The sequence below is a fragment of the Streptomyces sp. GbtcB7 genome, assembly GCF_019091445.1.
GTDB classification, from domain to species: Bacteria; Actinomycetota; Actinomycetes; order Streptomycetales; family Streptomycetaceae; genus Streptomyces; species Streptomyces mirabilis.
Window position 1 is genome coordinate 109,520 of the sequence record NZ_JAGXJM010000007.1, and the last position, 23,028, is coordinate 132,547.

Here is a 23,028-nt window from a genome sequence, read left to right on the forward strand (position 1 = left end):
GCGCCAGCGCAGTGCTGAAGCAGGTCGACATGTGCCCCGATCCGGTGCTGCCACGGCGGCTGGTCCCGGACGCGGCGACAGTCCGTCGGCTCCCACGCATCGGCCATGACGCCCTGGATCGGGACGGATGGCCCGCCAACCGGTTGCCCAACCGACCGACGCCCAACTGCGCGGACAACCCCGAGACCCTCGCGACCGCGACGGTCGACCGGCTCATGCACCACGCTCACATCGACGTCACCCAGGGTGACAGCTACCGGCTCACCGAGGCCACATCCGGACAGGGAGTGAAGCCCTTCAGCTGATCCACGCCAACCGAAGGCGGAGAGATTAACTGCCGCGAGTGGGCGATCATGCCTGCAATCAGCGGGGATGCCTCAAGGCAGCCAGCGGGGGCGATCAAGAAGCCGTTGACAGTCACGCCACCAAGATCCGGGCCATACGCGGGCCGGGGCCTGCCGGCTCCCCCACCGACTCTACATATATGCAGGTCCGAGACGTGCAACTGCTGTACCACCAGCAGACGAAGAACCTCCTGGTGTCGTACTCACCGAAGAAGCTGGGCTTCTTCTAGACGCCCGAAGAAAGGCGCCTGACCTGGGTTTTCACCCGTCAGGCGCCTTTCGCTCAGCCCGCTCTCGACCGAGCCCGGCTCGCACGCCAACTCCCCGTTCCTCCCCCAGCTGTACCCCTCCTGACCAGAGCTTCCGGATCAGTCACGGACCAAAACCCCGGTTCAGCCCTCGGGTGCTCCACCCTGGCTGACGCGCTGCCACTCGTTCATGGACTGCAGCCGCCTTGCCGTCCAGTTTGCGAGACATGGCATCGAGGGCCCGTCTCAGAACGTCGGCTTCCACGAGAGCGCTGACCGGCAGAGAGTTCCGCGCAGCAGTCATCAGCTTCGAGCGCCGACTATCAGCAAGCGCGAATGCGATGAAAGACTCAGACTTCTCGCGCCCGTTGACCGTCCACCGGATCTGGAGAGGCTTGCGCCGGTCGGGGCGCTCGCATATATCCCAGAAGCGGACGTCATAACTCATCGCCATCCAGGCGTATCCCTGTCACTTGCCTCCGCCCACGCGATTGCGTGCAACGGCGCGCTGGGGAGCACCGATGGCTCGGGCGGCGTGTCGAGGCACGGCTCCGTTCAGGAGTCGACGGGTGGGCCTCCTCGGGGTGGGGCTCGGTCGCAGGATCGAGTGGCGCGGGCTGTGGAGTGACGTGGCGGCCGGCCTGCCCGCCGGGGTCGGCCAGGAAGCCCGCGCCCCTTTGCTGACCTGGTGTTTTCCGGGTCGTTGTACGTTGACGTGATCCCGGTGGAAGTTCCAGTCCATTGGGGCTCTTTCTCGTCTGCCGTGAGCTGACGGACCCGGCAGGCGCTTGCTCACTGCCCAGGGTGGTCCCGCTGCATAGGGAGTTCAGACATGCGCCTGAGCGTCTGCCTGGTCAAGAGCCGTTCCGTGCGTCATCCGGCAGGCTGAGTGTGGCGCCTCCCGAGACGTCCTGAGACGTCCGGTTGATGTTGCTCACCGCGCTGCCGCCGCGCCTCACGTCACAGTCTGCCGAGCATGGATCTCACTGTGTGGGCCCCGTGCCGGTCAAGATATGCGTGCGGCCGATGATCCGAATATGACATATATGGCATGTGTGACAATATGGTACGAGTGCCATGTAGTGCTGGCGGGAACTTCTTTGCTGAGCCCTCAACCGGGAGGGCTCAGACAGGCGAGAGGAGTGCATCATGATCGCCAAGCTGCTCGGCAGACTGTCCTTCACCCGCCACTACGGTGCGTACGGGGCCCACGAATGGGATGCGTACGTCGGCGACGACTCGGTCTGACCGCACTGTCGGCGGGCGCCCCCGCGTGCCCGCCGACTGCCAGCCACGCTGCCGACGATATCGACCTGGACAGGTACGAGAGTCAGGCACGATCTCATGGGCCGAATGAATGAACCGCCGCGGCTGCCCGAAGGCAGCTTCGCGGCCTGGAGCCGCGACCGGCTGGCAATGGCGCGCCGTGGCGCTGACGAGTGCGGGGACGTCTGGCAGCTGGAGCCGGGTGTCTACGTAGCCGCTACGGCCGGGCCGTGTGAAGCGGTCCTGCGCGGCGCGCAGGACTTCCCCAAGGCATCCTCACCTCTCTTCCCGCCGTTGAAGCGGTCGAGCGGAGCACCGACGCCGGAGGATCGTGCGCGCGCTCACGCCGCCCGCATGCGCGGACTGCGCCCGCAGGCGGTTGCAGCCCGGATCGGTGAGATCGCGCCCAGTGCCGCTCGATTTGCCGACCAGTGGCCCACGGGCCAGGACGTCGAGATTCTGCCCCCGGTCCGGCACGCCCTGGCAGAGATAGGCGTGCGCTACCTCTTCTCCGAAGACGCTCCCACCCTGCTGCCCTTTGCCTCACAGCTCTTCCTGGCCCGGGAGGTGCTCGTACGCCCCTCGCGCTGGGTATGGCCGCGCTGGGTCCCCACACCGGCACGGCGGTTCCGCACGCGGCAGCAAGTCGCCTTCACCAACGCTTTGCGGCCCATCGTCCGCCGGCGCCGTGCATCGGGCCGGCTCGGTGACGACATGCTGGGACAGATGCTCCGGCCCTCCGCCCGCTACGGCCTGCTGCCGGAAGAGGCCGTCCTCGACACTCTCCCCGGAATCACCGTCGCCACCTTCGAGACACCTTCTCGGGCAGCCGGATGGATCCTGCTCCACCTGGCCCGATACCCCCAGGCAGCGGGACGCGTCGCGGCCGAAGCCGCCTTGCTGCCCGCGGACCCGGCCGCGACGACCAGCACCCACCTCGACCGCCTGCAATACACCCAGGCGCTGGTGCGCGAGGTGCTGAGACTGCACCCCCCGAGCTGGCTACTGACCCGGCGCGCCACGCGACAGACTCAGCTCGCCGGCTACACCATCGACGCCGGGTCCACCGTTCTCGTCTGCCCCTACACCGCTCACCGCGACGCACGGGAACACTCCGATCCGGACCAGTTCCAGCCCGAGCGCTGGCTCGATGATTCGGGCTCGCCGGCGAAACCCGGGGTCTTCCTCTCCTTCGGTACCGGGCCGCATGGCTGCGAGGGAGCCGCTCTGGCCATGGCGATGCTGACGCTCCTGACTGCGCAGACCGCCCGCCGCTACCACTTGAGCGAGCCGCCCGGACCGGAGCCCAGCTACCAGGTCACCACCTTGGAAGGTCTCGCAACGGTCGGCTTGCGCCTGCGTGCCACCTTGCGCAGCTGAGGGCAGTCCTGCTTGCAGTGACAGGCCGCCTCCACCCCGCGAACAGCGAACGTTGATCAAGTTCGAGTGCCGTTCCGCGCACGCTTGGACGCCCAGCTCATGGTTCGCTCATCGCGTGTCGCTGGTCGAACTCGTCGGCGAGCATGCCCATCATGACGAGTTCGTGGTGCCGGCCGGCGAAGAAGACGTGTTCCCGCAAGCGCCCCTCCTCGGTGAAGCCGAGCCGACGGGTAAGTGCCAGCGATGCCTCGTTGTGGGCGAAGATCGCTCCTAGGCATTTGTGATAGCGCCGCTCGGCAAACATGAAGCGCATCAGCAGCACTACGGCTTCTGCCGCGTAGCCCTTGCGCCGGTGGTCAGCGCCGATCGTGACATCGAACTCGAACCAGCCTGAACGAGCGCCGGTGCGATGTGAGCCGACCGTGCCAACCAGCTCTCCCCTGGCCGTCGTTTCGACTGCCAACTGGAAGCGGTCGTCATCGCACGTGGCAACGGCTTGCTCCCGCGCCCAGGCACGGTAGCTCTCGGCGGACCGCGGTAGATCCAGCCGACTCCCTCGCCGCCCGTCATCGTCGGCGAAGCGCGCGAACACTGTCCAGTCGTCGGGCTCGATAGCGCGTAGGCGTACCCGTTCACCAGTCCAGGACGATGCCATGCCGTATTTGATCACGCCGCAGTGCGCGCGAGGCCGAGAGGCACGCGCTGGTCCTCCTGCATCTCGCGGTACGCCTGCATGATCTGCCCGCGCTTGCCGTGGCAGACGTCCCGGACGAGCTTGTGACGGAACTCCTGCACCGTGAGCTGCCGGTTCATCAGAAGCCTGGGGCGGAGCCGGTGAAGAACCACAAGGCGGCTGTGTACCACATCAGTGCGATGGCGGCGACCAGGGCGCCGCCGGCGGCCGGAAGCGCCCAACCGGGCAGTCGGCGGCTGTGTACCACCAGCACCTTGGCGACGAACGCGCCGTACAGGACGCAGCCCGTGATGGAGTGCACCGCCGCTCGGCTGCTCGAGAACTCAACTCCGTAGGCGGTGATGCAGTGGTAGGAGATGGGCAGCGAGAGCAGAAAGGCAAGGAGGCCGATGAGCCGGTGTGTGGGGTGCACCCGGTGCGGGGCGGCCCCCGCTCCCGGTAGGCGCCGGTACATCCACAGCCCGAGCAGCAGTTGGACGACCGCGAGTGCCATCAGAGCGCTGCCCAGGCGCGCCTTGAGGTCGTAGACGCCGACGCCGTGCTGCCCGAACAGGCCGCTGGTGTAGTCGGGTGTGTGCGTGCGGCCGAACGCATATACCCCCACCGCGACCGCGACCGGCAGCAATGCCGCCAAGAAGCCCGCCACCGTTCGTGCGGGACGCCGCCTCCGCGCGCCTGTGTGCCCGGTCATCAGTCCCCAATCGATCGGGTTCGACCTTGCTGCCGGATGCGTTGACGACGTACCACTGTGGCGCCGGACGCGCTGGTTTCCGCGCTGTTCGTGTCACCGGCCGTCGTGTCACCCGCGAAGCAGTGCAGCGGGTGCCCGGTGCAGGTCACTTGAGTGATGCCGTTGGAGCGTTTCGAGGTGCTGATCAGGTTGCTCCTGGCAAACGGGGCCGCCTTCGGCGTACCGGAGGTGAGCGGCGGCGGCCAGGCGAACGCGCATGCTCCGCCGTCGGTCGGTGTAGTCGACTCGGCGGCCTCGGGGAGGTGGAACGTCCGCCCCTTGGCCTCACCCAGGAGGGGGCCGAGCTTGCTGAAGTGCACCGTGGCCGTGCCAGTGGCGGTGGGCACGCTGCCGGGTGCGGCCGAGCCGATGTATACGGGGATGCCCGCTGACAGCGCTCCCGATGTGGGCCTGGCGCAGGCGGACGAGATCGTCCGGCTGGGACAGCCGCGTGCGGCAGCAAGCGGCGTGGCGGAAACCGCCGGCACTGTCGCCGCGGCCATTCCCTTCATGAGCGCTCCATGGTGTCGGACGGGCGCATCCAGGCAGCCGCGGGAAACGACCCCAGCGGACCTCTTCTCCCAGTTGGCCCCGGGTGCTCGGGGCCTGTCCATTCCAACTGGTCCGCCTGGGCAGTCGCTGCTCTATTGGTGAGGTCCGCGTTTACCTGGCTTTGGCTCGTCAGGGTGACGTCGAGTCGTCGAGGGCCAGGCCGGTTCCGGCGATGAAGCCGTCGAGGACCTCGGGCCGGTAGTTGTCCGTGGGCGGCACGGAAGTCGGCCGGGATCGGGATGCCGCGGTGCTCCGCCGATCGGCCGACGGGCTCGATACGTCCCATTCCGCTTCCCACGCTTGACGCTCGAGCTCGGCAGACCCGCTCGCCGGCGAGGTAGTGGGTCAGGTCGTTGATCACCGACTGGCAGCGGCACCACCCCGAGGTCGTCGAGGAACTCAACGCCAGGACCCCGCTGCGCCGCGCCGCCGAACCCGACGAACCGGCGCGGGCCGCAGCCTGGCTGCTCAGCGACCGCGCCTCCTACATCACCGGTGTCGTCCTGCCGGTGGACGGCGGCCTCAGCGTGTAGCCGGTCACTCGGTGGGACTCCTGCGGCACCACCCGGCCCCCGGGCGAAGGGCAGCGCCGCCGTGCACCCTTATGACGGCGCCCCACCCCTACGCGATTCTGACCGCGCCCCACCCCTACGCGATTCTGACCGCCCCCCACCCCTACGCCATCGCGCGCACCGCGGCCTCGGTCAGGGTGGCCGCGGTCCGTACGGCGCTGGCGATGGCCTCGTCCGGGTCGAGCCCGCACAGATCGGTGAGGGTGAAGAGCGCCTCGGCGCTCACGACCACCGCGAGGTCCCGCTTGAGTTGGGTGAAGCCGTCCGGGTCCCTCGCGCCGAGCGTGTCCTCCAGAGGGAGGAGCGCATGGTCGATGAGTCCGAAGCGAATGCCCGGTCGCGTGGTCACCGTCTCGGGCCGGGTGATGGTGGCGGCGATCATCGCGCGTACCGAGCCCTGCCGGGCGAGGATGCCGCGGAGGAGGAACTCGCAGGCGAAGGCGACGCGTTCGACGGGGTCGGCGGAGTCCGCGACCGGCGCGAGCGCCTCGGCGGGGGGCGGCCAGACGCCGGCCAGGGCCTCGCTGATCAGCGACGGAAGGTCGGGGAAGTACCGATAGGCGGTGGCCTCGGAGACGAGGGCCGCGCGGGCGATCGCGGGCATGGTCACCTCGGCGCCCGTGCCGGTGAGATCCCGGGCGGCCGCCACGATCGCCGTTCGCGTGCGCTGCTTCTGGTTGGTGCGGCCGGTGCCCGCCTGCGCCGTCATCGTGGGACTCCTCCTGTTGGCTCACCCGCATTTTAGCAGCCATCCCTCGTCGTGAGAGTTGACTTGCATTATGCCACCCGACTCCTCTAATCTCATGAGAGTCAACTCTCACGAAGGAGAAGCAATGAGCACGGTTTCCGTGGTCGGCCCGGACGACGGCGAGACCATCCAGCTGGGCCCCACGCAGATGCGCATCCTCGAGGACGGCAGCACCACCGGGCACCGCCTCGGCATCGGAGAGATCACCATCGCCCCGCACACCCAGGGGCCGCCCCAGCACCGTCACGCCCAGCACGACGAGGGCTTCTACGTCGTCTCCGGCACCGTGCACTTCACCATCGGGGAGACGACCCACGTCGCCCCGGCCGGCACGCTGGCCATGATCCCGCCCGGCGCCCCGCACACCTTCGCCAACCTCGGCGACACGCCCGCGGTGATGCTCAACACCTTCACGCCCGACCTGTACGTGCAGTACTTCCGCGACCTGCGGAACATGATCGCGAGCGGCCGGGAGCTGACCCCGGAGTCGACCGTCGCGGTGATGAGCCGCTACGCCACCGTCCCCGCGACCGACTTCGCGTGACGGCAACCCCCTTCCCTCTCGACACAGCCCACTTGAGGAGCACCGCATGTCCCGCAGCACCCACACGCTCACGCTCGACCAGGGCACCCTCGACGTCACCGTCGACCTCTTCGGGCAGGAGGGGCACCCCTTCCTGCTGCTGCACGGAGGCGGCGGCCCGCAGACCGTCACCCCGTTCGCCGGCCTGCTGGCCGAGCAGCGTCCGGCCAGGGTGTTCACCCCCGTGCACCCCGGTTTCGACGGGACTGCCCGCCCCGAGTGGCTGACCGACGTCACGACCCTGGCCCAGGTCTATGCCCAACTGCTCGACGTGCTCGACCTGCGGGACGTCGCCGTTGTCGGCAACTCGATCGGCGGCTGGATCGCCGCCGAACTCGCGACCCTGGGCAGCCCTCGGATCAGCAGCGTCACCCTCGTCAACGCCGTCGGCATCCCCGTCCCCGGCCACCCGATAGCCGACACCTTCTCCCTGACGCCCGTCGAGCTGTCCCGCCTTTCCTTCCACGACCCCTCGAAGTTCCGCTTCGATCCCAGCAGGCTGACCGAGGCGCAGCGCGCGGTCATGGCCGCCAACCGTGCGACCCTGCAGCTCTATTCGGGCCCGCACGCCATGGCCGACCCCACCCTGACCGACCGCCTCGCCAAGATCAGCCATCCGACCCTGGTCGCATGGGGCGCAAGCGACCAGGTCGTGGACGCCGACTACGGACGCGCATACGCGCAGGCCATCCCCGACGCGGAGTTCCGGCTGCTGGAAGGCACCGGCCACATGCCCCAGACCGAGACGCCCGAGCAGTTCCTCCCGGTGCTCTGGGACTTCGCCGAGGCCCACGCCACCGACCGGCCGCGGCACTGACCCCGGAAAGAGGAGCCGACGTGTCTCAACCCGACCGCAGCAGACCCTCGTTGGTCTTGGCCGTCTGCTGCCTGAGCGTGCTCCTGGTCAGCCTCGACACCACCATCCTCAACGTCGCCCTGCCCTCGATACAGGAAGACCTGCACAGCTCCGTGTCGGGCCTGCAGTGGACCCTCGACGCCTACACCATCGTGCTGGCCTCGCTGCTCATCCTGGCCGGCTCCACGGCCGACCGCGTCGGGAGACGGCGTGTCTTCCTCCTGGGGCTCGTGTTGTTCACCGGCGGATCGGCGCTGTGCAGCCTGGCACCGTCGCTGGACTGGCTGATCGTGTTCCGCATGGCACAGGCGGTGGGCGGCTGCATGCTCACCCCGGTCGCCATGGCCATCCTCGCCAACGCCTTCCCACAACCGCGGGAGCGGGCAAGGGCCATCGGCGTGTGGGGCGGGGTGGTGGGCGTCAGCATGGCGGCCGGGCCGATCCTCGGCGGCGTACTGGTCCAGACGGCCGGATGGCGGTCGGTGTTCTGGCTGAACGTGCCGATCGGGCTGGCCGCGCTCCTGCTCACCACCCTTTTCGTCCCCGAGTCACGCGCGCCACGGCCCCGCAGGGTGGACCCGGTGGGCCAACTGCTGGTGATCACCGCGCTCGGCACACTGACGTACGCCATCATCGAGGCACCGGGCCGGGGCTGGACCTCCCCCACCATCGTGATCTGCCTGATCACCGCGGCCGGCGCGCTGGCCGCCTTCATCCCCTACGAGAAGAGACGCGACGAACCGCTGGTCGACCCGTGCCTCTTCCGCAGCGCGCCCTTCAGCGGGGCGACGGTGATGGCGGTGTGCGCCTTCACCGCGCTCGGCGGCTTCCTGTTCGCCAACACCCTCTACCTACAGCAGGTGTGGGGACTCAGCGCCCTGAGCACCGGGGTGCACCTGCTGCCGATGGCGGTGCTGTCACTGGTGTGCCCGCCACTGGCCGGGCGGATCGTGGGCAGCCGCGGCCCGCGCGTCCCGCTGCTGCTCGCCGGGGCCGGCATCACCGCCGGCGGCCTGCTGGCCATCGTCGCCACCCGATCCGCCGACCGCTCGGACATCCTGCTCTACGCGGCGTACGCACTGTTCGGACTGGGCTTCGGCTTCGTCAACGCGCCCATCACCCACACCGCGGTCTCGGGCCTGCCGCGTGCCCAGGCCGGGGTCGCCGCCGCGATCGCCGCGACCAGCCGTCAGGTCGGGGCCGCACTCGGCATCGCGGTGACCGGCGCCGTGATCGCCGCCGGGGCACGCCCGGCCGCCTGGTGGATCATCGCCGGCTGCGGTCTGGCCATCCTCGCCCTGGGCATCCTGACCACCGGCCCCTGGGCAGCCCGCACGGCCGCAGGAGACGATCCTTCCGAACGCGTCCGAGTACCGCGCAATCTGCTGGACGCCCGTTGACACCCGCTGCACAGATCATCACGGTCAGCGACCTTCCCGCCGCGGCCTCGACGGAGAGGCAGCCGGGCACCCGAAAAGCATGAGCCGTCAAAAACCCTTCGCCGCACGCGAGTTGACGGCATATCGCCACGATGCGCTCCGCTATGCTCAGCCCCGAACAACGAGCGAGCGAACGAACGACGACCGATCGAACGACGGCCGGCGGGCGCCCAGTCCACCGGGAAGGAAACGTGAGAGAGCGCGTGATACCCGGAGATGGCGATCACCAGGCGGCGACGCGTTCGGAACGAGACTCAGGGCGGCTGATCGCCGGTCGGTATCTGCTGCACGACGTTCTCGGCAGAGGCGGGATGGGCACGGTCTGGCGCGCCCACGACCAGCTGCTGGACCGCCCGGTCGCGGCCAAGGAACTGCACATCCTCACCCAGGGCGACGAGGAGCAGCGCGTACGAGTGCGCCGCGCGGTCCGTGAGGCGCGCGCGGTCGCCCGGGTGTCGCATCCCCATGTGGTGGGTGTCCACGACCTGGTCGAGTCCGAGGACCGTCTGTGGATCGTCATGGAACTCGTCGAGGGGCCCTCGCTGGCCCACCGGATCGCCGAGAACGGGCCGCTCACGCCGCAGCACACCGCCGCCCTGGGTGTGCAACTGCTCGACGCGCTGGAGGCCGTGCACGCGGCCGGCACCCTGCACCGTGATGTCAAGCCCGCCAACGTCCTGCTGCGCCGCGACGGCAACGCCGTCCTCACCGACTTCGGTATCGCGGCCCTGGACGACGGCGAGTTCCTGACGACCACCGGTGAACTGATCGGCTCCCTCGAGTACATGGCACCCGAGCGGGTGATGGGATCGCCGGTCGGCCCGGCCTCCGACCTGTGGTCCCTGGGCGCGACCCTCGCCACGGTCTGCGGCGGACAGTCCCCGTTCCGCAGGCCCGCACGGCCCGCGACGCTGCACGCGGTGGCGTACGAGGAACCCGTACTGTCGGAGTGGCTCGGCCCGCTGCGCCCGGTCGTCGAGGCACTGCTGCGCAAGTCCCCCGACGAGCGCCCTTCGGCGGCCACCGCGCGTTCCGCGCTGCGGCGCGTCGCGGCGGGAGAGGCGGACGCCGGGCCACTGCCGTCACCGACCGTGCGCGTGTTCCAGCCTTCGGCCGCGTTGGCCTACGCGGACACCGTGACCAGCGGCCAGGAGCGACTCGTCCCGGCCGGGGAGCCCGTACCGACGGCCCTGCACACCACGTCGCTCAAGCCCGCGCCCCGGCAGTCGTCCCGCCCGAGGGGCCCGAAGCGGCTGTGGTGGGCACTGGCCGGTACGGCGGTGCTGGTGACGGGAGTCGGCGGCGGTCTCTTCCTCACCGGGGTGCTGCCGCTCAAGAAGGGCCCCACGACGGCGACCATCAGTCAGGTCGTCCGGTCGACGACCGGCTGGCAGTCGGTGACCAGACTGACCGTCCAGCAGGGAGACCGGGTCACCGTACGGTTCGTTTCCGGAGAATGGACGGTCGACTACCGGAACATACCCGTGACCGGGCCGACCGGCTACGACGCGCTCACGGACCAGTCACTGGACGGGGCGAAGAGCTGCAAGATCAAGCCGGCGGCGCCGTTCGGCACCCTGCTGGCACGCCTCTCCGACAGTCAGGACGCCCCCGTCCACACCGTCGGGCGGAAACTGACTTTCCGGGCAGCTCAAAACGGCCCCCTGCAACTGGGGATCAACGACGCCGCCGGGTCCTGCTCCGAGGACAACAGAGGCACGCTGACCGTAGAGGTGAGCGTCACACACCAACCTTGACGGGCGGCCACCGAGCGCACGTGGTTCCTCCCTCGCCATGCCACCTGGTCCTCCCCCCCTGCCGTCGTGCAACCTGTCTGCAACCAAGCCAGGAGTTGACTGGGCCGGACCGACCGACCCTCGCGCGAAGCGGTCGCATCCGTTTCCGCGCATCAAGGCAGGGACACGCCATGGACCAGCAGGAGACGACGGACGCCGCCCCGCGCGTGGAGCTGACGCCCTCGGCCGCCGAGTTGCTGCGGCGGCTGCGGGCGGTCCACGGACCGTTGATGTTCCACCAGTCCGGCGGCTGCTGCGACGGCAGTGCGCCCATGTGCTATCCGGAGGGCGAGTTCCGCACCGGCGGCTCCGACGTACTGCTCGCCGAGCTGGACGTCGAGGGGCTCGACGAGCCGGTGACGTTCTGGATGTCGAAGAGCCAGTACGAGCTTTGGAGCCACACGCGACTCATCGTCGACGTCGTGGCGGGCCGCGGCAGCGGGTTCTCCCTGGAAGCACCCGAAGGAGTGCGTTTTCTCATCCGTTCCCGCGTCGTAGACGCCTAGGCCCTGCGGAGGTCGTCACGGTCTGCTGCAATCCCCCTGAGTCCGAAGACAGTTGACGAGACCTCAGGGGGCATCGTGACACCTCGCGACGGACGACTCAGAACAGCACTGACGGTTCTCACGGCATGGAGCGCGCTGGCCGGCGCGGCCCTGGTGGGGGCGGCACCGGCCAGCGGCGTGGAAGGCGCCCGCACCTGGAACAGCACGGTCGCGGACGCGAAGGCCCGCGTCGGCAAGGCCGTCGCCCCGGGCATCACGTACAAGGAGTTCGACCTCCCGGCGGCCCAAGGCGTGGCGCGCGCACACGTACTGAGCGTCGATCTGAGCAACCGTCATGTGCGCGTCGATCTCCTCCACTCCGCGGCCGTGGCCTCCCGGGCTGCCGTCTCCCGGCTGGCCGAGGCGCAGGGCGCCGTCGCCGGCGTCAACGGTGACTTCTTCGACATCTCCGAGGCCCAGCATCCGGGGGTCGAGGCCACGGGCGCGACCGTGGGTCCGGCGATCGCGAACGGCCGCACCCTGAAGGCGGCGGTCCCGGACGGTCAGCGCTTCGGCCCCACCCTCCCGCCCGGCACGACCACGAAGAACGTGCTCGGCGTGGGCCTGGACGGCCGGGCCCGGCTGGACAGTCTGGCCCTCGACGGTTCCGTGCGCAGCTCCCACGGGCGGTGGGCGCTCGGTGGGCTCAACCAGTACGCGCTGCCGCAGGGTTCGATCGGCGCGTTCACCTCGGCCTGGGGCGGTGTCTCCCGCAAGCGGGCCGTCTGCGGCACCGACATCGACCGCGCCGCGCCCTGCAGCGGGGACACCTACGAGGTGACGGTCCGCCGCGGCCGGGTCGTGTCGACGGCCACCACACCAGGCGGCGGTCCCATCGCGTCCGGCACCACCGTGCTGGTGGGGCGCGAGGCGGGCGCGCAGCAGTTGCGCGAGCTGGCGAAGGGGCAGGCGGTCCGCATTCAGCACTGGCTCGTCGCGGCCGGCACCCGGATCCGGTACCGCTTCGCCATCGGCGGCTATCCGGTCCTCGCTCACGGGCAGCCGCTGCCCGGTCTGAACAACACCACCTCGGCCGTACGGACCGCCGTGGGTATCGCGAACAAGGGGCGGCGCCTGCTTCTGCTCGCCCTCGACGGCGCGGCCGCCTACCGCGGCGGACTGACCATCGCCGAAGTGGCGCACACCATGCGGTCGTTGGGCTCCGTCGACGCGTTCAGTCTGGACGGCGGCGGGTCCACGACCATGGTCGCGCGGATGCCGGGAGCGGGCGCGGTGAGCGTCCTCAACCACCCCTCCGGCGGCGCCGAGCGCCCGGTCCCCAACGGCATCGGGGTGTTCTCACACAGCTGACACAGGGCTGACACGCACCTGGACCCGCACGTCAGGGACGCAGGCTGCTCACGATGTCCGCCGTCGCGGTGAGCCCGTTCTGAATGGTCGGCGCCATGCTGGTGGTCGACAGATAGAAGCCGAGCAGTACGCAGACCACCGCGTGCGAGGGTTTCAGCGCGCCGTTGCGCAGGAAGACCACCGCGAGGATCAGGAGCAGTACCACCACAGAGATGGAAATGGCCATCGTCAACCTCCTCCGCCACGTCGACACCGCGGCTTTCGGCCGCAAGTGTCGCGTAGCGGAGGGTTCGTCCGGGCGGCTGACGTGTCCTCCGAACGTGTGGTGTCTACGCCCACTCGCACACCAGCGCGTGCACCCGCTCGTGCGCGTCCACTCGCGTGCGTCTTACGCGCACACGTCTACTCGTGCGCGTCCAGGAAGGCTTCGAGCCCGACGAGGTCGTCGGTGTTGAAGTAGTCGAGGTCGGCGCCCAGTAGTTCGCCCCACAGCGCCTCGCGCGCCGGGCCCGCCAGGTCGGGCGTGGCCCAGAACCGCACCTTCTGGTGGCGCCGGTGCGCGGCCGCGATGATGCCGCGCAGCTTCGCACGCTCGGCGTCGGGGAACGGGCCGTCACCCAGCCAGGTGAAGTTGAGCGTCCAGTTGTCCGAGATCAGTGGGATGAAGGAGGCGGGGGCCGCGCTGCCGAGGTCGGTGAGCCTGCCGTCGTAGAAGGCGCGCCGCACGCTCTGCGCCTCCATGGGCGTACGGGCGGCGCGGTCGCCGGATATCACCGCGGTGATCGGCCCCGGGCGCACCCGGCCGTGCGCGTAGGTGGTGAACAGGTGCGGGTAGCGGCTCAGATGGCGGTCGAGTTCGAGGTACGTCGACGAGCCCTCGGTCTTGATGTCGATGAGGAGTTGCAGGGGGCGCCGGTATCCCCGGTAGACCGAGCCGTGGTTGGCCTTCACGCGGGCGGCGAGCGGGGCGAGGTAGAGGGATTCGAGGGTGCGGGTCGGGTCGAGGTCGACCGGGTCGTGGGCGACGAGGAGTTGGTCGCCGACGAGGTAGATGTCGGCCTCGACGCTGCCGAAGCGGTGGTCGAGGGCGTCGAACAGGGGTCGCGGGTGCTCGTAGTCGTTGTGCGCGTGGGCGCGCCGCAGGGGGCGCGTGTGGTGCTTCTCCTCCCCCGCCAGTGCCCGCGAGGCGGGCAGGGCGACCGAGCCTGCCAGGGCGGCCCCGAGTGTGGTGAGGGCTCTGCGACGGGTGGTGAGGGCCATGCTCTGCCTCCCTTGAGGGGTGCGCTACGGACCTCAGCGAGTATGCGGTCCTCCGAGGTCCGACAAACCCTGCCGTGGGGGGAGTTGGCCGGACTGCCGCTGTCCGTTCACTTCACCCGCGGTGCGCACACCGAGAGGCCCGCCCCTGGTGGGGCGGGCCTCTCGCAGAGGTACGTCAGGGGGCTTGCAGGTCCACCAGCTCGGCCAGCGCGGCGCGGTGGGCTCCCGCCGTGCCGTACGCGATCGAGTCCGCCTTGGCCCGCTTCAGATAGAGGTGAACCGGGTGCTCCCAGGTCATCCCGATGCCCCCGTGCAGTTGGAGGGCCTCCTCGGCGGTGTGGACGGCGACGGGCGCCGCGTACGCCTGCGCGACGGCGACCGACACGTCGGTGTCCGCGCTGCCGGTCGCGAGCGCGTCGGCGGCAGCGCGGGCGGCGGCACGCGTGTTGACGACCTCCAGCCACAGCTGCGCGAGCCGGTGCTTGAGCGCCTGGAATCCGCCGACGGGCCGGTTGAACTGCTTGCGTTCCTTGAGGTAGCGGACCGTCTCGGTCAAGCACCAGTCGGCGAGGCCGAGTTGCTCGGAGGCGAGCAGTCCTCCGCCGCTGCGCAGGGCCCGTCGTACGGCGGGTTCGGCGGCGCCGAGGCGACGTGCCCGCACCCCGTCGAAGGTGACCGTGGCGAGCGGCCGGGTGAGGTCGAGGGACACCTGCGGGGTGACCGTCACGGCGTTCCCGTCCACCGCGTACAGCCCGCCGTCGTCCGCCGGAACCAGCAGCACGTCGGCCACCGCCGCGTCCGCGATCCCCGTCAGCTCCCCGTACAGGAAGCCGTCCTCGTTCCGTACGGCCTGGTGGGCGCCGCCGGGTGCCACGGACAGCGCGACGGCGAGGGCGCCGATCGTCCGGCCCGACGCCAGCGCCGTCAGCAGCCCGGCGGCCTCCTCGCCCTCGCAGGCCAGCAGCGCCTCGGTGGCGACGACGGCGCTGGTCAGATACGGCACCGGCGCGACCGCGCGCCCCAACTCCTCCAGCACCACGGCGACTTCGCGGTGGGTGGCGCCCTGGCCGCCCAGCGACTCGGGTACGAGCAGGCCCGCCAGGCCCATCCCGTCCGAGAGCGCCTTCCACAGCTCGGGGTCGTGCGGGGTGTCCGTCTCGGTGCGGGTGATGACGCCCGCCGCGTCGCAGTGGTCGGAGAGGAGGTCGCGGACGGCGGCACGCAGCGCCTCTTCCTCCTCCGAGTACAGCAGATCGGGCTGGGTGCTGTGTGTTGTCGTCATCATCATCATCGGGTCAGGTCCTTCCACGCGACGTCCTTGTCGGTGCGCGGCTCGGACGGCAGGCCCAGCACGCGTTCGGCGACGATGTTCAGCAGGACCTCGCTGGTCCCGCCCTCGATGCTGTTGCCCTTGGAGCGCAGATAGCGGTAACCGGCGTCGCGGCCGGTGAAGTCGACCAGTTCCGGTCGGCGCATCGTCCAGTCGTCGTACAGCAGGCCCTCCTCGCCGAGGAGTTCGACCTCAAGACCGCTGATCTCCTGGTTGAGGCGGGCGAATCCGAGCTTCATCCCGGAGCCCTCGTGGCCGGGCTGGCCCGCGACGAGCTGCTGGCGCAGCCGTTCGCCGGAGAGCCGGGCGACCTCGGCCTCCACCCACAGCTTCAGCAGCCGCTGGTGCAGATCGTGGGTGCGCAGTTCGGGACGTTCGCGCCAGGTCCTGGAGACCGGGCCGATCATGCCGCCCTCGCGCGGGATGCGCATACCGCCGATGGAGACGCGCTCGTTCATGAGCGTGGTCTGCGCGACCCGCCAGCCGTCGCCGACCTCGCCCAACCGGTGCGCGTCGGGAATGCGGACGTCGGTGAGGAAGACCTCGTTGAACTCGGCCTCACCGGTGATCTGGCGCAGCGGCCGCACCTCGACGCCCGGGTCGGTCATGTCGCAGATGAAGTACGTGATGCCGCGGTGCTTGGGCACGTCCGGGTCGGTGCGGGCGATGAGGATGGCCCAGCGGGCCAGGTGGGCGCTGGACGTCCACACCTTCTGCCCGTTGACCACCCAGTTGTCGCCCTCCCGGACGGCACGCGTACCGAGCGCGGCCAGGTCGGACCCGGCGCCGGGCTCGCTGAAGAGCTGGCACCAGACCTCCTCGCCGACCCACAACGGCCTGAGGAAGTCCCGCTTCTGCTCCTCCGTGCCGAAGCCGAGGATGGTCGGCGCGGCCATGCCGAGGCCGATGCCGATGCGCCGCGGGTCGTTGTCGGGTGCGCCGGCGGCCTCCAGTTCGGCGTCCACGACGGCCTGGAGGGTGCGTGGGGCGCCGAGCCCGCCGAGGCCCTCGGGGTAGTGCACCCAGGCGAGTCCGGCGTCGAAGCGGGCCTTGAGGAAGTCGAGGCGGTCCGTGGTCGCGGGCGGGTGCGCCGCCAGCAACTCCTTGGTACGGGTGCGCAGTTCGGCTGCGTCGGTCATGCGGCTGCTCCGTTCTCGAGAGAGGGCACCACGACGACCCGGCCGGTGGTGACACCGTCGCCGACCCGCTGCACGGCGGCCGCACCGCCGCCCAGCGGCACGCGCTCGCTGACCAGCGGCTTGATGGCGCCGCGCGCGGCCAGCTCGGTGAGCTGCTCGTGGCAGTGCTGGATCAGCTTGGGGTTCTTGATGCCGTACAGGCCCCAGTGCAGGCCGAGGATCGCGTAGTTCTTCACCAGGGCGTGGTTGAGCGCCGGGCTGGGGATCGAGCCGCTCGCGAAGCCCACGACGACGATCCGGCCCTCGAAGGCGACGACCTTGGTGGACTGGGTGTACGCCTCACCGCCGACGGGGTCGTAGATCACGTCGGCGCCCCGGCCGCCGGTGGCTTCCTTCACGGCGGCGATGACGTCCTGGGTACGCCGGTCGATGACGACGTCGCAGCCCAGCTCGCGCGCCACGGCCGCCTTGTCGGCCCCGCCGACCACACCGATGACGGTGGCGCCCGCCGCCTTCCCCAGCTGCACGGCCGCGCTGCCGACCCCTCCGGCGGCGGCGTGGACGAGCAGCGTCTCACCGGCTTCGAGACGGGCCCGGCGGTGCAGACCGAACCACCCCGTCTGGTAGCCGATGTGCAGGGCGGCCGCCTCGGCGTCGTCGAGGGTGTCGGGCGCGGGCAGCAGGGCGGCGGCGTCCGCGACGGCGTACTCGGCGAAACCGCCGTGCGGCAGCGCGGGGTTGGCCAGCACGCGGCGTCCGTCCTCGGTCTCGCCACAGATCTCCACGCCGGGCGTGAACGGCAGTGGCGGCCTGACCTGGTAGTGCCCGCGGCACATCAGCACGTCCGGGAAGTTGATGTTCGCCGCGCGCACCTTGAGCAGGACCTGCCCTTCACCGGGCACCGGTCGCTCCACGTCCTGGAGCTGCATCACCTGGCTCGGTTCGCCGAGCTGGTGTACTTGCCATGCCTGCATGCGGGGCCTCCACGGGACTGCTCTGTCTGACCGGGCTCGACCGCATACTAAGCGGTCGCTTGCCGATCAGGGAACAGTCATGTGCGTCACGCCCTCACGAGCGGACCGGACGCGCCCTCACATGCATCCGCTCCCCCTGTGGCCCGAACAGGCTCAGGAACTCCACGGGCCCCTCCCCCGTCGACCCGAACCAGTGCGGCACCCGCGTGTCGAACTCGGCGGCCTCCCCCGGACCGAGCACCACATCATGATCGGCCAGCACGAGCCTCAGCCGCCCCGACATCACGTACAGCCACTCATAGCCCTCGTGGGTCCGGGGTTCCGGCTCGAGCTTGCGCTGCGGTTCGAGCACCTTGTACGCCTGGAGTCCGCCGGGCTGCCGGGTGAGCGGCCAGTGGGTGCGGCCGCCACGCACGATCGGCTGGGCGCGTACCCGCGGGTCGCGCACCGGGGGCGCGCCGACCAGCTCGTCCAGCGGCACCTCGTGGGCCCGGGCGATCGGCAGCAGGAGCTCCAGACTGGGCTTGCGCAGCCCCGACTCCAGCCGCGACAGCGTGCTCACGGAGATGCCGGTCACCTCGGACAGGCCGGCGAGTGTCGCACCCCGCTCCTTGCGGATGCGCCGCAGCCTCGGCCCGACCTCGGCCAGCACCTCGTCCGTCCGTGCATCGTCATCCATACCCTTGCTCATGCCCATATTGCAGATTCGGCAAAGCCGTTTGTCAATGCGGCACCGGTCGGGTGACCGTCTGCGGTGGAGGTGGTCACCATGACCGACATGACCGAGAGGTACGAGGCCGTCGTCGTCGGAGGCGGCGCGGCCGGCCTGTCCGCCGCACTGGTCCTCGGCCGGGCCCGGCGCCGCACGCTCGTCGTCGACGCGGGCGAGCCGCGCAACGCGCCCGCCGCGCATCTGCAGGGCTATCTGACCCGGGACGGCATGCCGCCCGCGGAGTTCCTCGTCGCGGGGCGCGAGGAGATCGCGCGGTACGGCGTCGAGCTGGTCCGGGACCGGGCGGTGGACGTGTCCCGGCAGGACAACGGCGAGTTCCTCGTGACGCTCGCGGCCGGACGGACCCTGCACGCGCGGCGGCTGATCCTCGCCACCGGGCTGGCGGACGAGCTCCCGACGGTCCCGGGGGTCGCCGAGCGCTTCGGGCGGGACGTGCTGCACTGCCCGTACTGCCACGGCTGGGAGGTCCGCGACAAGTCCTTCGGGGTGCTGGCCGCCACGCCGATGAGCGTCCACCAGGCGCTGATGGTCTCCCAGTGGTCCAAGGACGTCACCCTGTTCCTGCATACGGTCACCGAGGCGGAGCTGACGGCCGACGACACGCGACGGCTCGCCGCCGCCGGGGTCGTCGTGGTGCCCGGTGAGGTCGCGGGGCTCGTCGTCGAGGGCGACCGGCTCACGGGGGTCCGGCTCACGGACGGCACCGTCCACGACCGCTCGACGCTCTTCGTGGCGCCGCGCGCGGTCCCCCGCAACGACCTGTTCGAGCGGCTGGGCGCCGAGCTGCGCGAGAGCCCGTTCGGCACGTACCCGGTGGTCGACGAGACGGGCCTGACGACCGTGCCCGGCGTCTGGGCGGCGGGCAACGCAGTGGGCTTCGCCGAGCAGGTCGTGAACGCCGCGGGCGCGGGCTACCGGGCGGCGGCCACGCTCAACGGGGAGCTGCTCTTCACCGACCTCGACGCCGCCCAGGACAGGTCCTGGCCCCGGAGCTGAACCGCCCGGGTGTGGACGGCGCCCCTCCGTAGCACCATGGCTCCATGCTGCTCGCCCGGCTCGCCCATGTGTCCCGGGAGGTCGCCGCCACCTCGGCGCGGTCCCGGAAGACCGCCCTGCTCGCCGAGCTGTTCCGGGACGCCGACGCGGACGACGTGCCAATCGTGATCCCGTATCTGGCGGGCCGTCTCCCTCAGGGGCGGCTCGGCATCGGCTGGAAGCTGCTGAGCGGACCGGTGCCGCCCGCGCCCGAGCCCTCGCTCACGGTGCGGGACGTGGACGCCCGGCTGACGGAGGTCGGCGCGGTCACGGGCGCCGGCTCGCAGGCGGAGCGCAGGCGGCTGATGGACGAGCTGCGGGCGGCGGCCACCGAGGACGAGCAGCGGTTCCTGTTCGGGCTGCTCACCGGCGAGGTGCGGCAGGGCGCTCTGGACGCGGTCGCGGTCGAGGGGCTCGCCGAGGCGACCGGCACCCCCGCCGCGGACGTACGGCGGGCGGTGATGCTCGCCGGATCGCTGCAGACGGTGGCGCAGGCGCTGCTGAGGGACGGCCCGGGGGCCCTGGACGGCTTCCGGCTCACGGTGGGCCGCCCGGTGCTGCCCATGCTCGCCCACAGCGCCACGTCCGTGTCCGAGGCCGTGGAGAAGCTGGGCGCGTGTGCCGTCGAGGAGAAGCTCGACGGCATCCGGGTACAGCTGCACCGCGACGGCGACGACGTACGGATCTACACCCGCACCCTCGACGACATCACCGACCGGCTGCCCGAACTCACCTCCGCCGCGATGGAGTTGAAGGGCACCCGGTTCATCCTGGACGGCGAGGTGATCGCGTTGGACGAGGACGGGCGGCCACGCTCCTTCCAGGAGACGGCCGGGCGGGTGGGCTCGCGGGTGGACGTGGCCACGGCCGCGAAGACCGTGCCGGTCTCCCCCGTCTTCTTCGACGCGCTGTCGGTCGACGGGCGGGATCTGCTGGATCTGCCGTTCGCCGAACGGCACGCGGAGCTGGCGCGGCTGGTGCCCGAGCCGATGCGGGTGCGGCGCGCCCTCGCCCACGGGCCCGAGGACATCCCCCCGGCACGACGATTCCTCGCCGAGACGCTGGAGCGCGGTCACGAAGGCGTGGTGGTGAAGGCCCTGGACGCCCCCTACAGCGCCGGCCGGCGTGGGGCGTCGTGGCTGAAGGTCAAACCCGTGCACACCCTCGACCTGGTGGTCCTGGCGGCCGAGTGGGGCCACGGACGGCGCACCGGCAAGCTCTCCAACCTGCACCTCGGGGCCCGCGCCGCGGACGGTTCCTTCGCGATGCTCGGCAAGACCTTCAAGGGCATGACGGACGCGATGCTGGCCTGGCAGACCGAGCGCCTCCAGGAGCTGGCCGTCGAGGACAGCGGCCACGTGGTCACCGTACGGCCCGAACTCGTCGTGGAGATCGCCTACGACGGTCTGCAGAAGTCCACCCGCTACCCGGCCGGGGTCACCCTGCGCTTCGCCCGCGTGGTGCGCTACCGCGAGGACAAGACGCCCGCGGAGGCCGACACGGTCGAGACCCTGCTCGCCGCACACCCGGAGGTGGCCCCGTGACGGGGAAGCGCAGTGCGGGACTGCTGCTGTACCGGCGCACCGACGACGGCCCGGAGGTGCTGCTCGGCCATATGGGCGGCCCCTTCTTCGCGCGGCGGGACGCCGGGGCGTGGACCCTGCCCAAGGGCGAGTACGAGCCCGACGAGAGCGCCTGGGACGCGGCGCGCCGGGAGTTCCAGGAAGAACTGGGGCTGCCGCCGCCCGACGGCGAGGCCGTCCCGCTCGGCGAGGTCGAGCAGAAGAACGGCAAGGTCGTCACGGCCTGGGCGATCGAGGCGGACCTCGACCCGGCGACCGTGGTCCCGGGCACCTTCGAGATGGAGTGGCCGCCGAAGTCGGGGCGGCGCCAGGAGTTTCCCGAGCTGGACCGGGTGGAATGGTTCGGCCTGGACCGGGCCGGGGAGCTGATCGTGCCGGCGCAGGCGGCGTTTCTCGACCGGCTGGCGGAGCACTCGGACTGAGAACGCCCTCCGCGTTGCGCCGCACCGCGCCGCGCGGGAGGGTCGGAAAACAGGCTCAAGGAACAGCCCGCTTCAGGAGGTCGGCCATGCCCATCGCGACGGTGAACCCGGCGAACGGCGAGACGCTCAAGACGTACGACGCGCTCGGCGCCGAGGAGATCGAGCGCAGGCTCGCCACGGCCGAGACCACGTTCCGCGACTATCGCACCACGTCCTTCGCCGAGCGTGCACGGCTGCTGCACAGGGCAGCCGACCTCCTCGACGAGGAACGGGACGACATCGGCCGGGTGATGACCACGGAGATGGGCAAGCCGGTCAAGCAGGCCCGCGCGGAGGCCGCCAAGTGCGCGAAGTCGATGCGCTGGTACGCCGACCACGCCGAGGAGCTGCTCGCCGACGAGGAGCCCGCCGACTCCGACGTCAAGGACTCCGGCGCCTCCCGCGTCCTGGTGCGCTACCGGCCGCTGGGCCCGGTGCTGGCCGTCATGCCGTGGAACTTCCCGCTCTGGCAGGTGGTCCGGTTCGCCGCGCCCGCCCTGATGGCGGGCAACGTCGGCCTGCTCAAGCACGCCTCGAACGTGCCCCAGACCGCCCTCTACCTGGAGGACCTGTTCCGCCGGGCGGGCTTCCCCGAGGGCTGTTTCCAGACGCTGCTGATCGGCTCGGGCGCCGTGGAGGGCATCCTGCGCGATCCCCGGGTCAAGGCGGCGACGCTGACCGGGAGTGAACCGGCGGGGCGCGCGGTGGCCTCGGTCGCCGGGGACGAGGTCAAGAAGACGGTGCTGGAGTTGGGCGGCAGCGACCCGTTCGTCGTCATGCCGTCCGCCGACGTGGACCGGGCGGCGAGGACCGCGGTGACGGCCCGGGTCCAGAACAACGGGCAGTCGTGCATCGCCGCCAAGCGGTTCATCGTGCACACGGACGTGTTCGACGCCTTCGCCGAGCGCTTCACGGCGGCCATGAAGGCGCTGAAGGTCGGCGATCCGCTGGAGGAGGCCACCGACATCGGCCCGCTCTCCACCGAACAGGGCCGCGGTGACCTGGAGGAACTCGTCGACGACGCGGTGGAGAACGGCGCGACCGTGCTCTGCGGCGGCGAGCGCCCCGAAGGCTTCACGGAGCACGGCTGGTACTACGCGCCGACCATCCTCACCGACATCACCCCCGAGATGCGCGTCCACCAGGAGGAGACCTTCGGGCCGGTCGCCACGCTCTACCGCGCCGCCGATCTGGACGAGGCGGTGGCCCTCGCGAACGACACGCCGTTCGGGCTGAGTTCGAACGTCTGGACGAACGACGAGGCGGAAGTGGACCGGTTCGTGCGCGACCTGGAGGCGGGCGGCGTGTTCTTCAACGGGATGACCGCCTCCCACCCGGCGTTCCCGTTCGGCGGGGTCGAGCGGTCCGGCTACGGGCGTGAACTGTCGGGACACGGAATCCGCGAGTTCTGCAACATCACCACCGTATGGCACGGAGCGTAAGCGTTCC

Annotated in this window: 22 protein-coding genes and 2 pseudogenes; 13 read left to right on the forward strand and 11 right to left on the reverse strand. The window is 70.7% G+C overall.

The features are described from left to right. Nucleotides 1-179: 179 nt before the first annotated feature. A pseudogene (locus KVT44_RS13855) lies at nucleotides 180-305 on the forward strand (ATP-binding protein); the annotation flags it as partial. A gap of 1,640 nt (nucleotides 306-1,945) precedes the next feature. After that, a complete protein-coding gene (locus KVT44_RS13860; RefSeq protein ID WP_254649363.1) occupies nucleotides 1,946-3,238 on the forward strand; it encodes a cytochrome P450 in 1,293 nt (430 codons plus the stop codon). A gap of 97 nt (nucleotides 3,239-3,335) precedes the next feature. Here KVT44_RS13860 and KVT44_RS13865 read toward each other — a convergent pair whose 3' ends face one another. From KVT44_RS13865 to KVT44_RS13880, 4 genes are read right to left on the reverse strand one after another with little or no spacing between them, the layout of a single operon-like run. Next, nucleotides 3,336-3,893: a GNAT family N-acetyltransferase gene (locus KVT44_RS13865; RefSeq protein WP_217567297.1), complete on the reverse strand. Its 558-nt coding sequence runs from the start codon at nucleotides 3,891-3,893 to the stop codon at nucleotides 3,336-3,338. A gap of 11 nt (nucleotides 3,894-3,904) precedes the next feature. Then, on the reverse strand, nucleotides 3,905-4,051 hold the full coding sequence (locus KVT44_RS13870) for a Tn3 family transposase (protein WP_217567298.1): 147 nt from the start codon (nucleotides 4,049-4,051) through the stop codon (nucleotides 3,905-3,907). Beyond that, on the reverse strand, nucleotides 4,051-4,623 hold the full coding sequence (locus KVT44_RS13875) for a DUF6529 family protein (protein ID WP_099924092.1): 573 nt from the start codon (nucleotides 4,621-4,623) through the stop codon (nucleotides 4,051-4,053). The genes KVT44_RS13870 and KVT44_RS13875 overlap by 1 nt, the downstream gene beginning before the upstream one ends. Continuing rightward, nucleotides 4,623-5,009 carry a hypothetical protein gene (locus KVT44_RS13880; RefSeq protein WP_217567299.1) on the reverse strand — a complete coding sequence of 129 codons (387 nt, stop codon included), beginning with the start codon at nucleotides 5,007-5,009 and terminating at the stop codon, nucleotides 4,623-4,625. The genes KVT44_RS13875 and KVT44_RS13880 overlap by 1 nt, the downstream gene beginning before the upstream one ends. Nucleotides 5,010-5,567: 558 nt before the next feature. Between KVT44_RS13880 and KVT44_RS13885 the strand changes: the two are divergent. Then, nucleotides 5,568-5,747 (forward strand): annotated as a pseudogene (locus KVT44_RS13885) (SDR family oxidoreductase); the annotation flags it as partial. Nucleotides 5,748-5,889: 142 nt separating this feature from the next. Here KVT44_RS13885 and KVT44_RS13890 read toward each other — a convergent pair. Next, nucleotides 5,890-6,495, reverse strand: a complete 606-nt coding sequence (locus KVT44_RS13890; protein WP_099924089.1) for a TetR/AcrR family transcriptional regulator — start codon at nucleotides 6,493-6,495, stop codon at nucleotides 5,890-5,892. A gap of 124 nt (nucleotides 6,496-6,619) precedes the next feature. On the opposite strand from KVT44_RS13890, the gene KVT44_RS13895 reads away from it, so the two are divergent. From KVT44_RS13895 to KVT44_RS13920, 6 genes are all read left to right on the forward strand, one after another. Next, nucleotides 6,620-7,078 carry a cupin domain-containing protein gene (locus KVT44_RS13895; protein ID WP_217567300.1) on the forward strand — a complete coding sequence of 153 codons (459 nt, stop codon included), beginning with the start codon at nucleotides 6,620-6,622 and terminating at the stop codon, nucleotides 7,076-7,078. Nucleotides 7,079-7,124: 46 nt separating this feature from the next. Next, complete coding sequence (locus KVT44_RS13900) at nucleotides 7,125-7,934, forward strand: alpha/beta fold hydrolase (protein WP_217567301.1); 810 nt, start codon at nucleotides 7,125-7,127, stop codon at nucleotides 7,932-7,934. 20 nt (nucleotides 7,935-7,954) lie between these two features. Beyond that, nucleotides 7,955-9,373 carry a DHA2 family efflux MFS transporter permease subunit gene (locus KVT44_RS13905; RefSeq protein ID WP_217567302.1) on the forward strand — a complete coding sequence of 473 codons (1,419 nt, stop codon included), beginning with the start codon at nucleotides 7,955-7,957 and terminating at the stop codon, nucleotides 9,371-9,373. Between the two features lie 230 nt (nucleotides 9,374-9,603). Further along, nucleotides 9,604-11,169 (forward strand): serine/threonine-protein kinase, encoded by a 1,566-nt coding sequence (locus tag KVT44_RS13910; protein ID WP_217567303.1) that lies wholly within the window; start codon nucleotides 9,604-9,606, stop codon nucleotides 11,167-11,169. Between the two features lie 170 nt (nucleotides 11,170-11,339). Next, nucleotides 11,340-11,714, forward strand: coding sequence for a DUF779 domain-containing protein (locus KVT44_RS13915; protein WP_054228938.1), 375 nt, complete (start codon nucleotides 11,340-11,342; stop codon nucleotides 11,712-11,714). A gap of 75 nt (nucleotides 11,715-11,789) precedes the next feature. Then, complete coding sequence (locus tag KVT44_RS13920) at nucleotides 11,790-13,064, forward strand: phosphodiester glycosidase family protein (RefSeq protein WP_217567304.1); 1,275 nt, start codon at nucleotides 11,790-11,792, stop codon at nucleotides 13,062-13,064. Nucleotides 13,065-13,095: 31 nt separating this feature from the next. On the opposite strand, the gene KVT44_RS13925 is transcribed toward KVT44_RS13920, so the two are convergent. From KVT44_RS13925 to KVT44_RS13950, 6 genes are all read right to left on the reverse strand, one after another. Next, a complete protein-coding gene (locus tag KVT44_RS13925; RefSeq protein ID WP_054228939.1) occupies nucleotides 13,096-13,290 on the reverse strand; it encodes a hypothetical protein in 195 nt (64 codons plus the stop codon). 176 nt (nucleotides 13,291-13,466) lie between these two features. Further along, nucleotides 13,467-14,324, reverse strand: a complete 858-nt coding sequence (locus tag KVT44_RS13930; protein WP_217567305.1) for a phosphatidylinositol-specific phospholipase C/glycerophosphodiester phosphodiesterase family protein — start codon at nucleotides 14,322-14,324, stop codon at nucleotides 13,467-13,469. A gap of 175 nt (nucleotides 14,325-14,499) precedes the next feature. Next, a complete protein-coding gene (locus KVT44_RS13935) occupies nucleotides 14,500-15,606 on the reverse strand; it encodes an acyl-CoA dehydrogenase family protein (protein ID WP_217567406.1) in 1,107 nt (368 codons plus the stop codon). Between the two features lie 5 nt (nucleotides 15,607-15,611). Further along, the gene (locus KVT44_RS13940; protein WP_143607484.1) at nucleotides 15,612-16,793 is read right to left on the reverse strand and encodes an acyl-CoA dehydrogenase family protein; all 1,182 of its coding nucleotides are present in this window, start codon (nucleotides 16,791-16,793) and stop codon (nucleotides 15,612-15,614) included. After that, complete coding sequence (locus tag KVT44_RS13945) at nucleotides 16,790-17,767, reverse strand: NADPH:quinone oxidoreductase family protein (protein WP_099924081.1); 978 nt, start codon at nucleotides 17,765-17,767, stop codon at nucleotides 16,790-16,792. Before KVT44_RS13945 ends, KVT44_RS13940 begins: the two co-directional genes overlap by 4 nt. Nucleotides 17,768-17,861: 94 nt before the next feature. Then, on the reverse strand, nucleotides 17,862-18,458 hold the full coding sequence (locus KVT44_RS13950) for a helix-turn-helix domain-containing protein (RefSeq protein WP_229888850.1): 597 nt from the start codon (nucleotides 18,456-18,458) through the stop codon (nucleotides 17,862-17,864). 87 nt (nucleotides 18,459-18,545) lie between these two features. Here KVT44_RS13950 and KVT44_RS13955 point away from each other — a divergent pair, with 87 nt between their 5' ends. From KVT44_RS13955 to KVT44_RS13970, 4 genes are all read left to right on the forward strand, one after another. Then, nucleotides 18,546-19,496: an NAD(P)/FAD-dependent oxidoreductase gene (locus KVT44_RS13955; protein ID WP_217567407.1), complete on the forward strand. Its 951-nt coding sequence runs from the start codon at nucleotides 18,546-18,548 to the stop codon at nucleotides 19,494-19,496. Nucleotides 19,497-19,540: 44 nt separating this feature from the next. After that, complete coding sequence (locus KVT44_RS13960) at nucleotides 19,541-21,079, forward strand: ATP-dependent DNA ligase (protein WP_217567306.1); 1,539 nt, start codon at nucleotides 19,541-19,543, stop codon at nucleotides 21,077-21,079. Next, complete coding sequence (locus tag KVT44_RS13965; protein WP_099924078.1) at nucleotides 21,076-21,540, forward strand: NUDIX domain-containing protein; 465 nt, start codon at nucleotides 21,076-21,078, stop codon at nucleotides 21,538-21,540. Before KVT44_RS13960 ends, KVT44_RS13965 begins: the two co-directional genes overlap by 4 nt. Before the next feature lie 86 nt (nucleotides 21,541-21,626). After that, nucleotides 21,627-23,021 carry an NADP-dependent succinic semialdehyde dehydrogenase gene (locus KVT44_RS13970; RefSeq protein WP_217567307.1) on the forward strand — a complete coding sequence of 465 codons (1,395 nt, stop codon included), beginning with the start codon at nucleotides 21,627-21,629 and terminating at the stop codon, nucleotides 23,019-23,021. The last annotated feature ends 7 nt before the right edge of the window (nucleotides 23,022-23,028 follow it).

Excerpts from the sequence above, each read along its gene's own strand:
- KVT44_RS13860 (WP_254649363.1), top strand. The coding sequence starts at position 1,946 with ATGAATGAACCGCCGCGGCTGCCCGAAGGCAGCTTCGCGGCCTGGAGC.
- KVT44_RS13865 (WP_217567297.1), bottom strand. The coding sequence starts at position 3,893 with ATGGCATCGTCCTGGACTGGTGAACGGGTACGCCTACGCGCTATCGAG.
- KVT44_RS13870 (WP_217567298.1), bottom strand. The coding sequence starts at position 4,051 with ATGAACCGGCAGCTCACGGTGCAGGAGTTCCGTCACAAGCTCGTCCGG.
- KVT44_RS13875 (WP_099924092.1), bottom strand. The coding sequence starts at position 4,623 with ATGACCGGGCACACAGGCGCGCGGAGGCGGCGTCCCGCACGAACGGTG.
- KVT44_RS13890 (WP_099924089.1), bottom strand. The coding sequence starts at position 6,495 with ATGACGGCGCAGGCGGGCACCGGCCGCACCAACCAGAAGCAGCGCACG.
- KVT44_RS13895 (WP_217567300.1), top strand. The coding sequence starts at position 6,620 with ATGAGCACGGTTTCCGTGGTCGGCCCGGACGACGGCGAGACCATCCAG.
- KVT44_RS13900 (WP_217567301.1), top strand. The coding sequence starts at position 7,125 with ATGTCCCGCAGCACCCACACGCTCACGCTCGACCAGGGCACCCTCGAC.
- KVT44_RS13915 (WP_054228938.1), top strand. The coding sequence starts at position 11,340 with ATGGACCAGCAGGAGACGACGGACGCCGCCCCGCGCGTGGAGCTGACG.
- KVT44_RS13925 (WP_054228939.1), bottom strand. The coding sequence starts at position 13,290 with ATGGCCATTTCCATCTCTGTGGTGGTACTGCTCCTGATCCTCGCGGTG.
- KVT44_RS13930 (WP_217567305.1), bottom strand. The coding sequence starts at position 14,324 with ATGGCCCTCACCACCCGTCGCAGAGCCCTCACCACACTCGGGGCCGCC.
- KVT44_RS13935 (WP_217567406.1), bottom strand. The coding sequence starts at position 15,606 with ATGACGACAACACACAGCACCCAGCCCGATCTGCTGTACTCGGAGGAG.
- KVT44_RS13940 (WP_143607484.1), bottom strand. The coding sequence starts at position 16,793 with ATGACCGACGCAGCCGAACTGCGCACCCGTACCAAGGAGTTGCTGGCG.
- KVT44_RS13945 (WP_099924081.1), bottom strand. The coding sequence starts at position 17,767 with ATGCAGGCATGGCAAGTACACCAGCTCGGCGAACCGAGCCAGGTGATG.
- KVT44_RS13950 (WP_229888850.1), bottom strand. The coding sequence starts at position 18,458 with ATGAGCAAGGGTATGGATGACGATGCACGGACGGACGAGGTGCTGGCC.
- KVT44_RS13955 (WP_217567407.1), top strand. The coding sequence starts at position 18,546 with ATGACCGAGAGGTACGAGGCCGTCGTCGTCGGAGGCGGCGCGGCCGGC.
- KVT44_RS13960 (WP_217567306.1), top strand. The coding sequence starts at position 19,541 with ATGCTGCTCGCCCGGCTCGCCCATGTGTCCCGGGAGGTCGCCGCCACC.
- KVT44_RS13970 (WP_217567307.1), top strand. The coding sequence starts at position 21,627 with ATGCCCATCGCGACGGTGAACCCGGCGAACGGCGAGACGCTCAAGACG.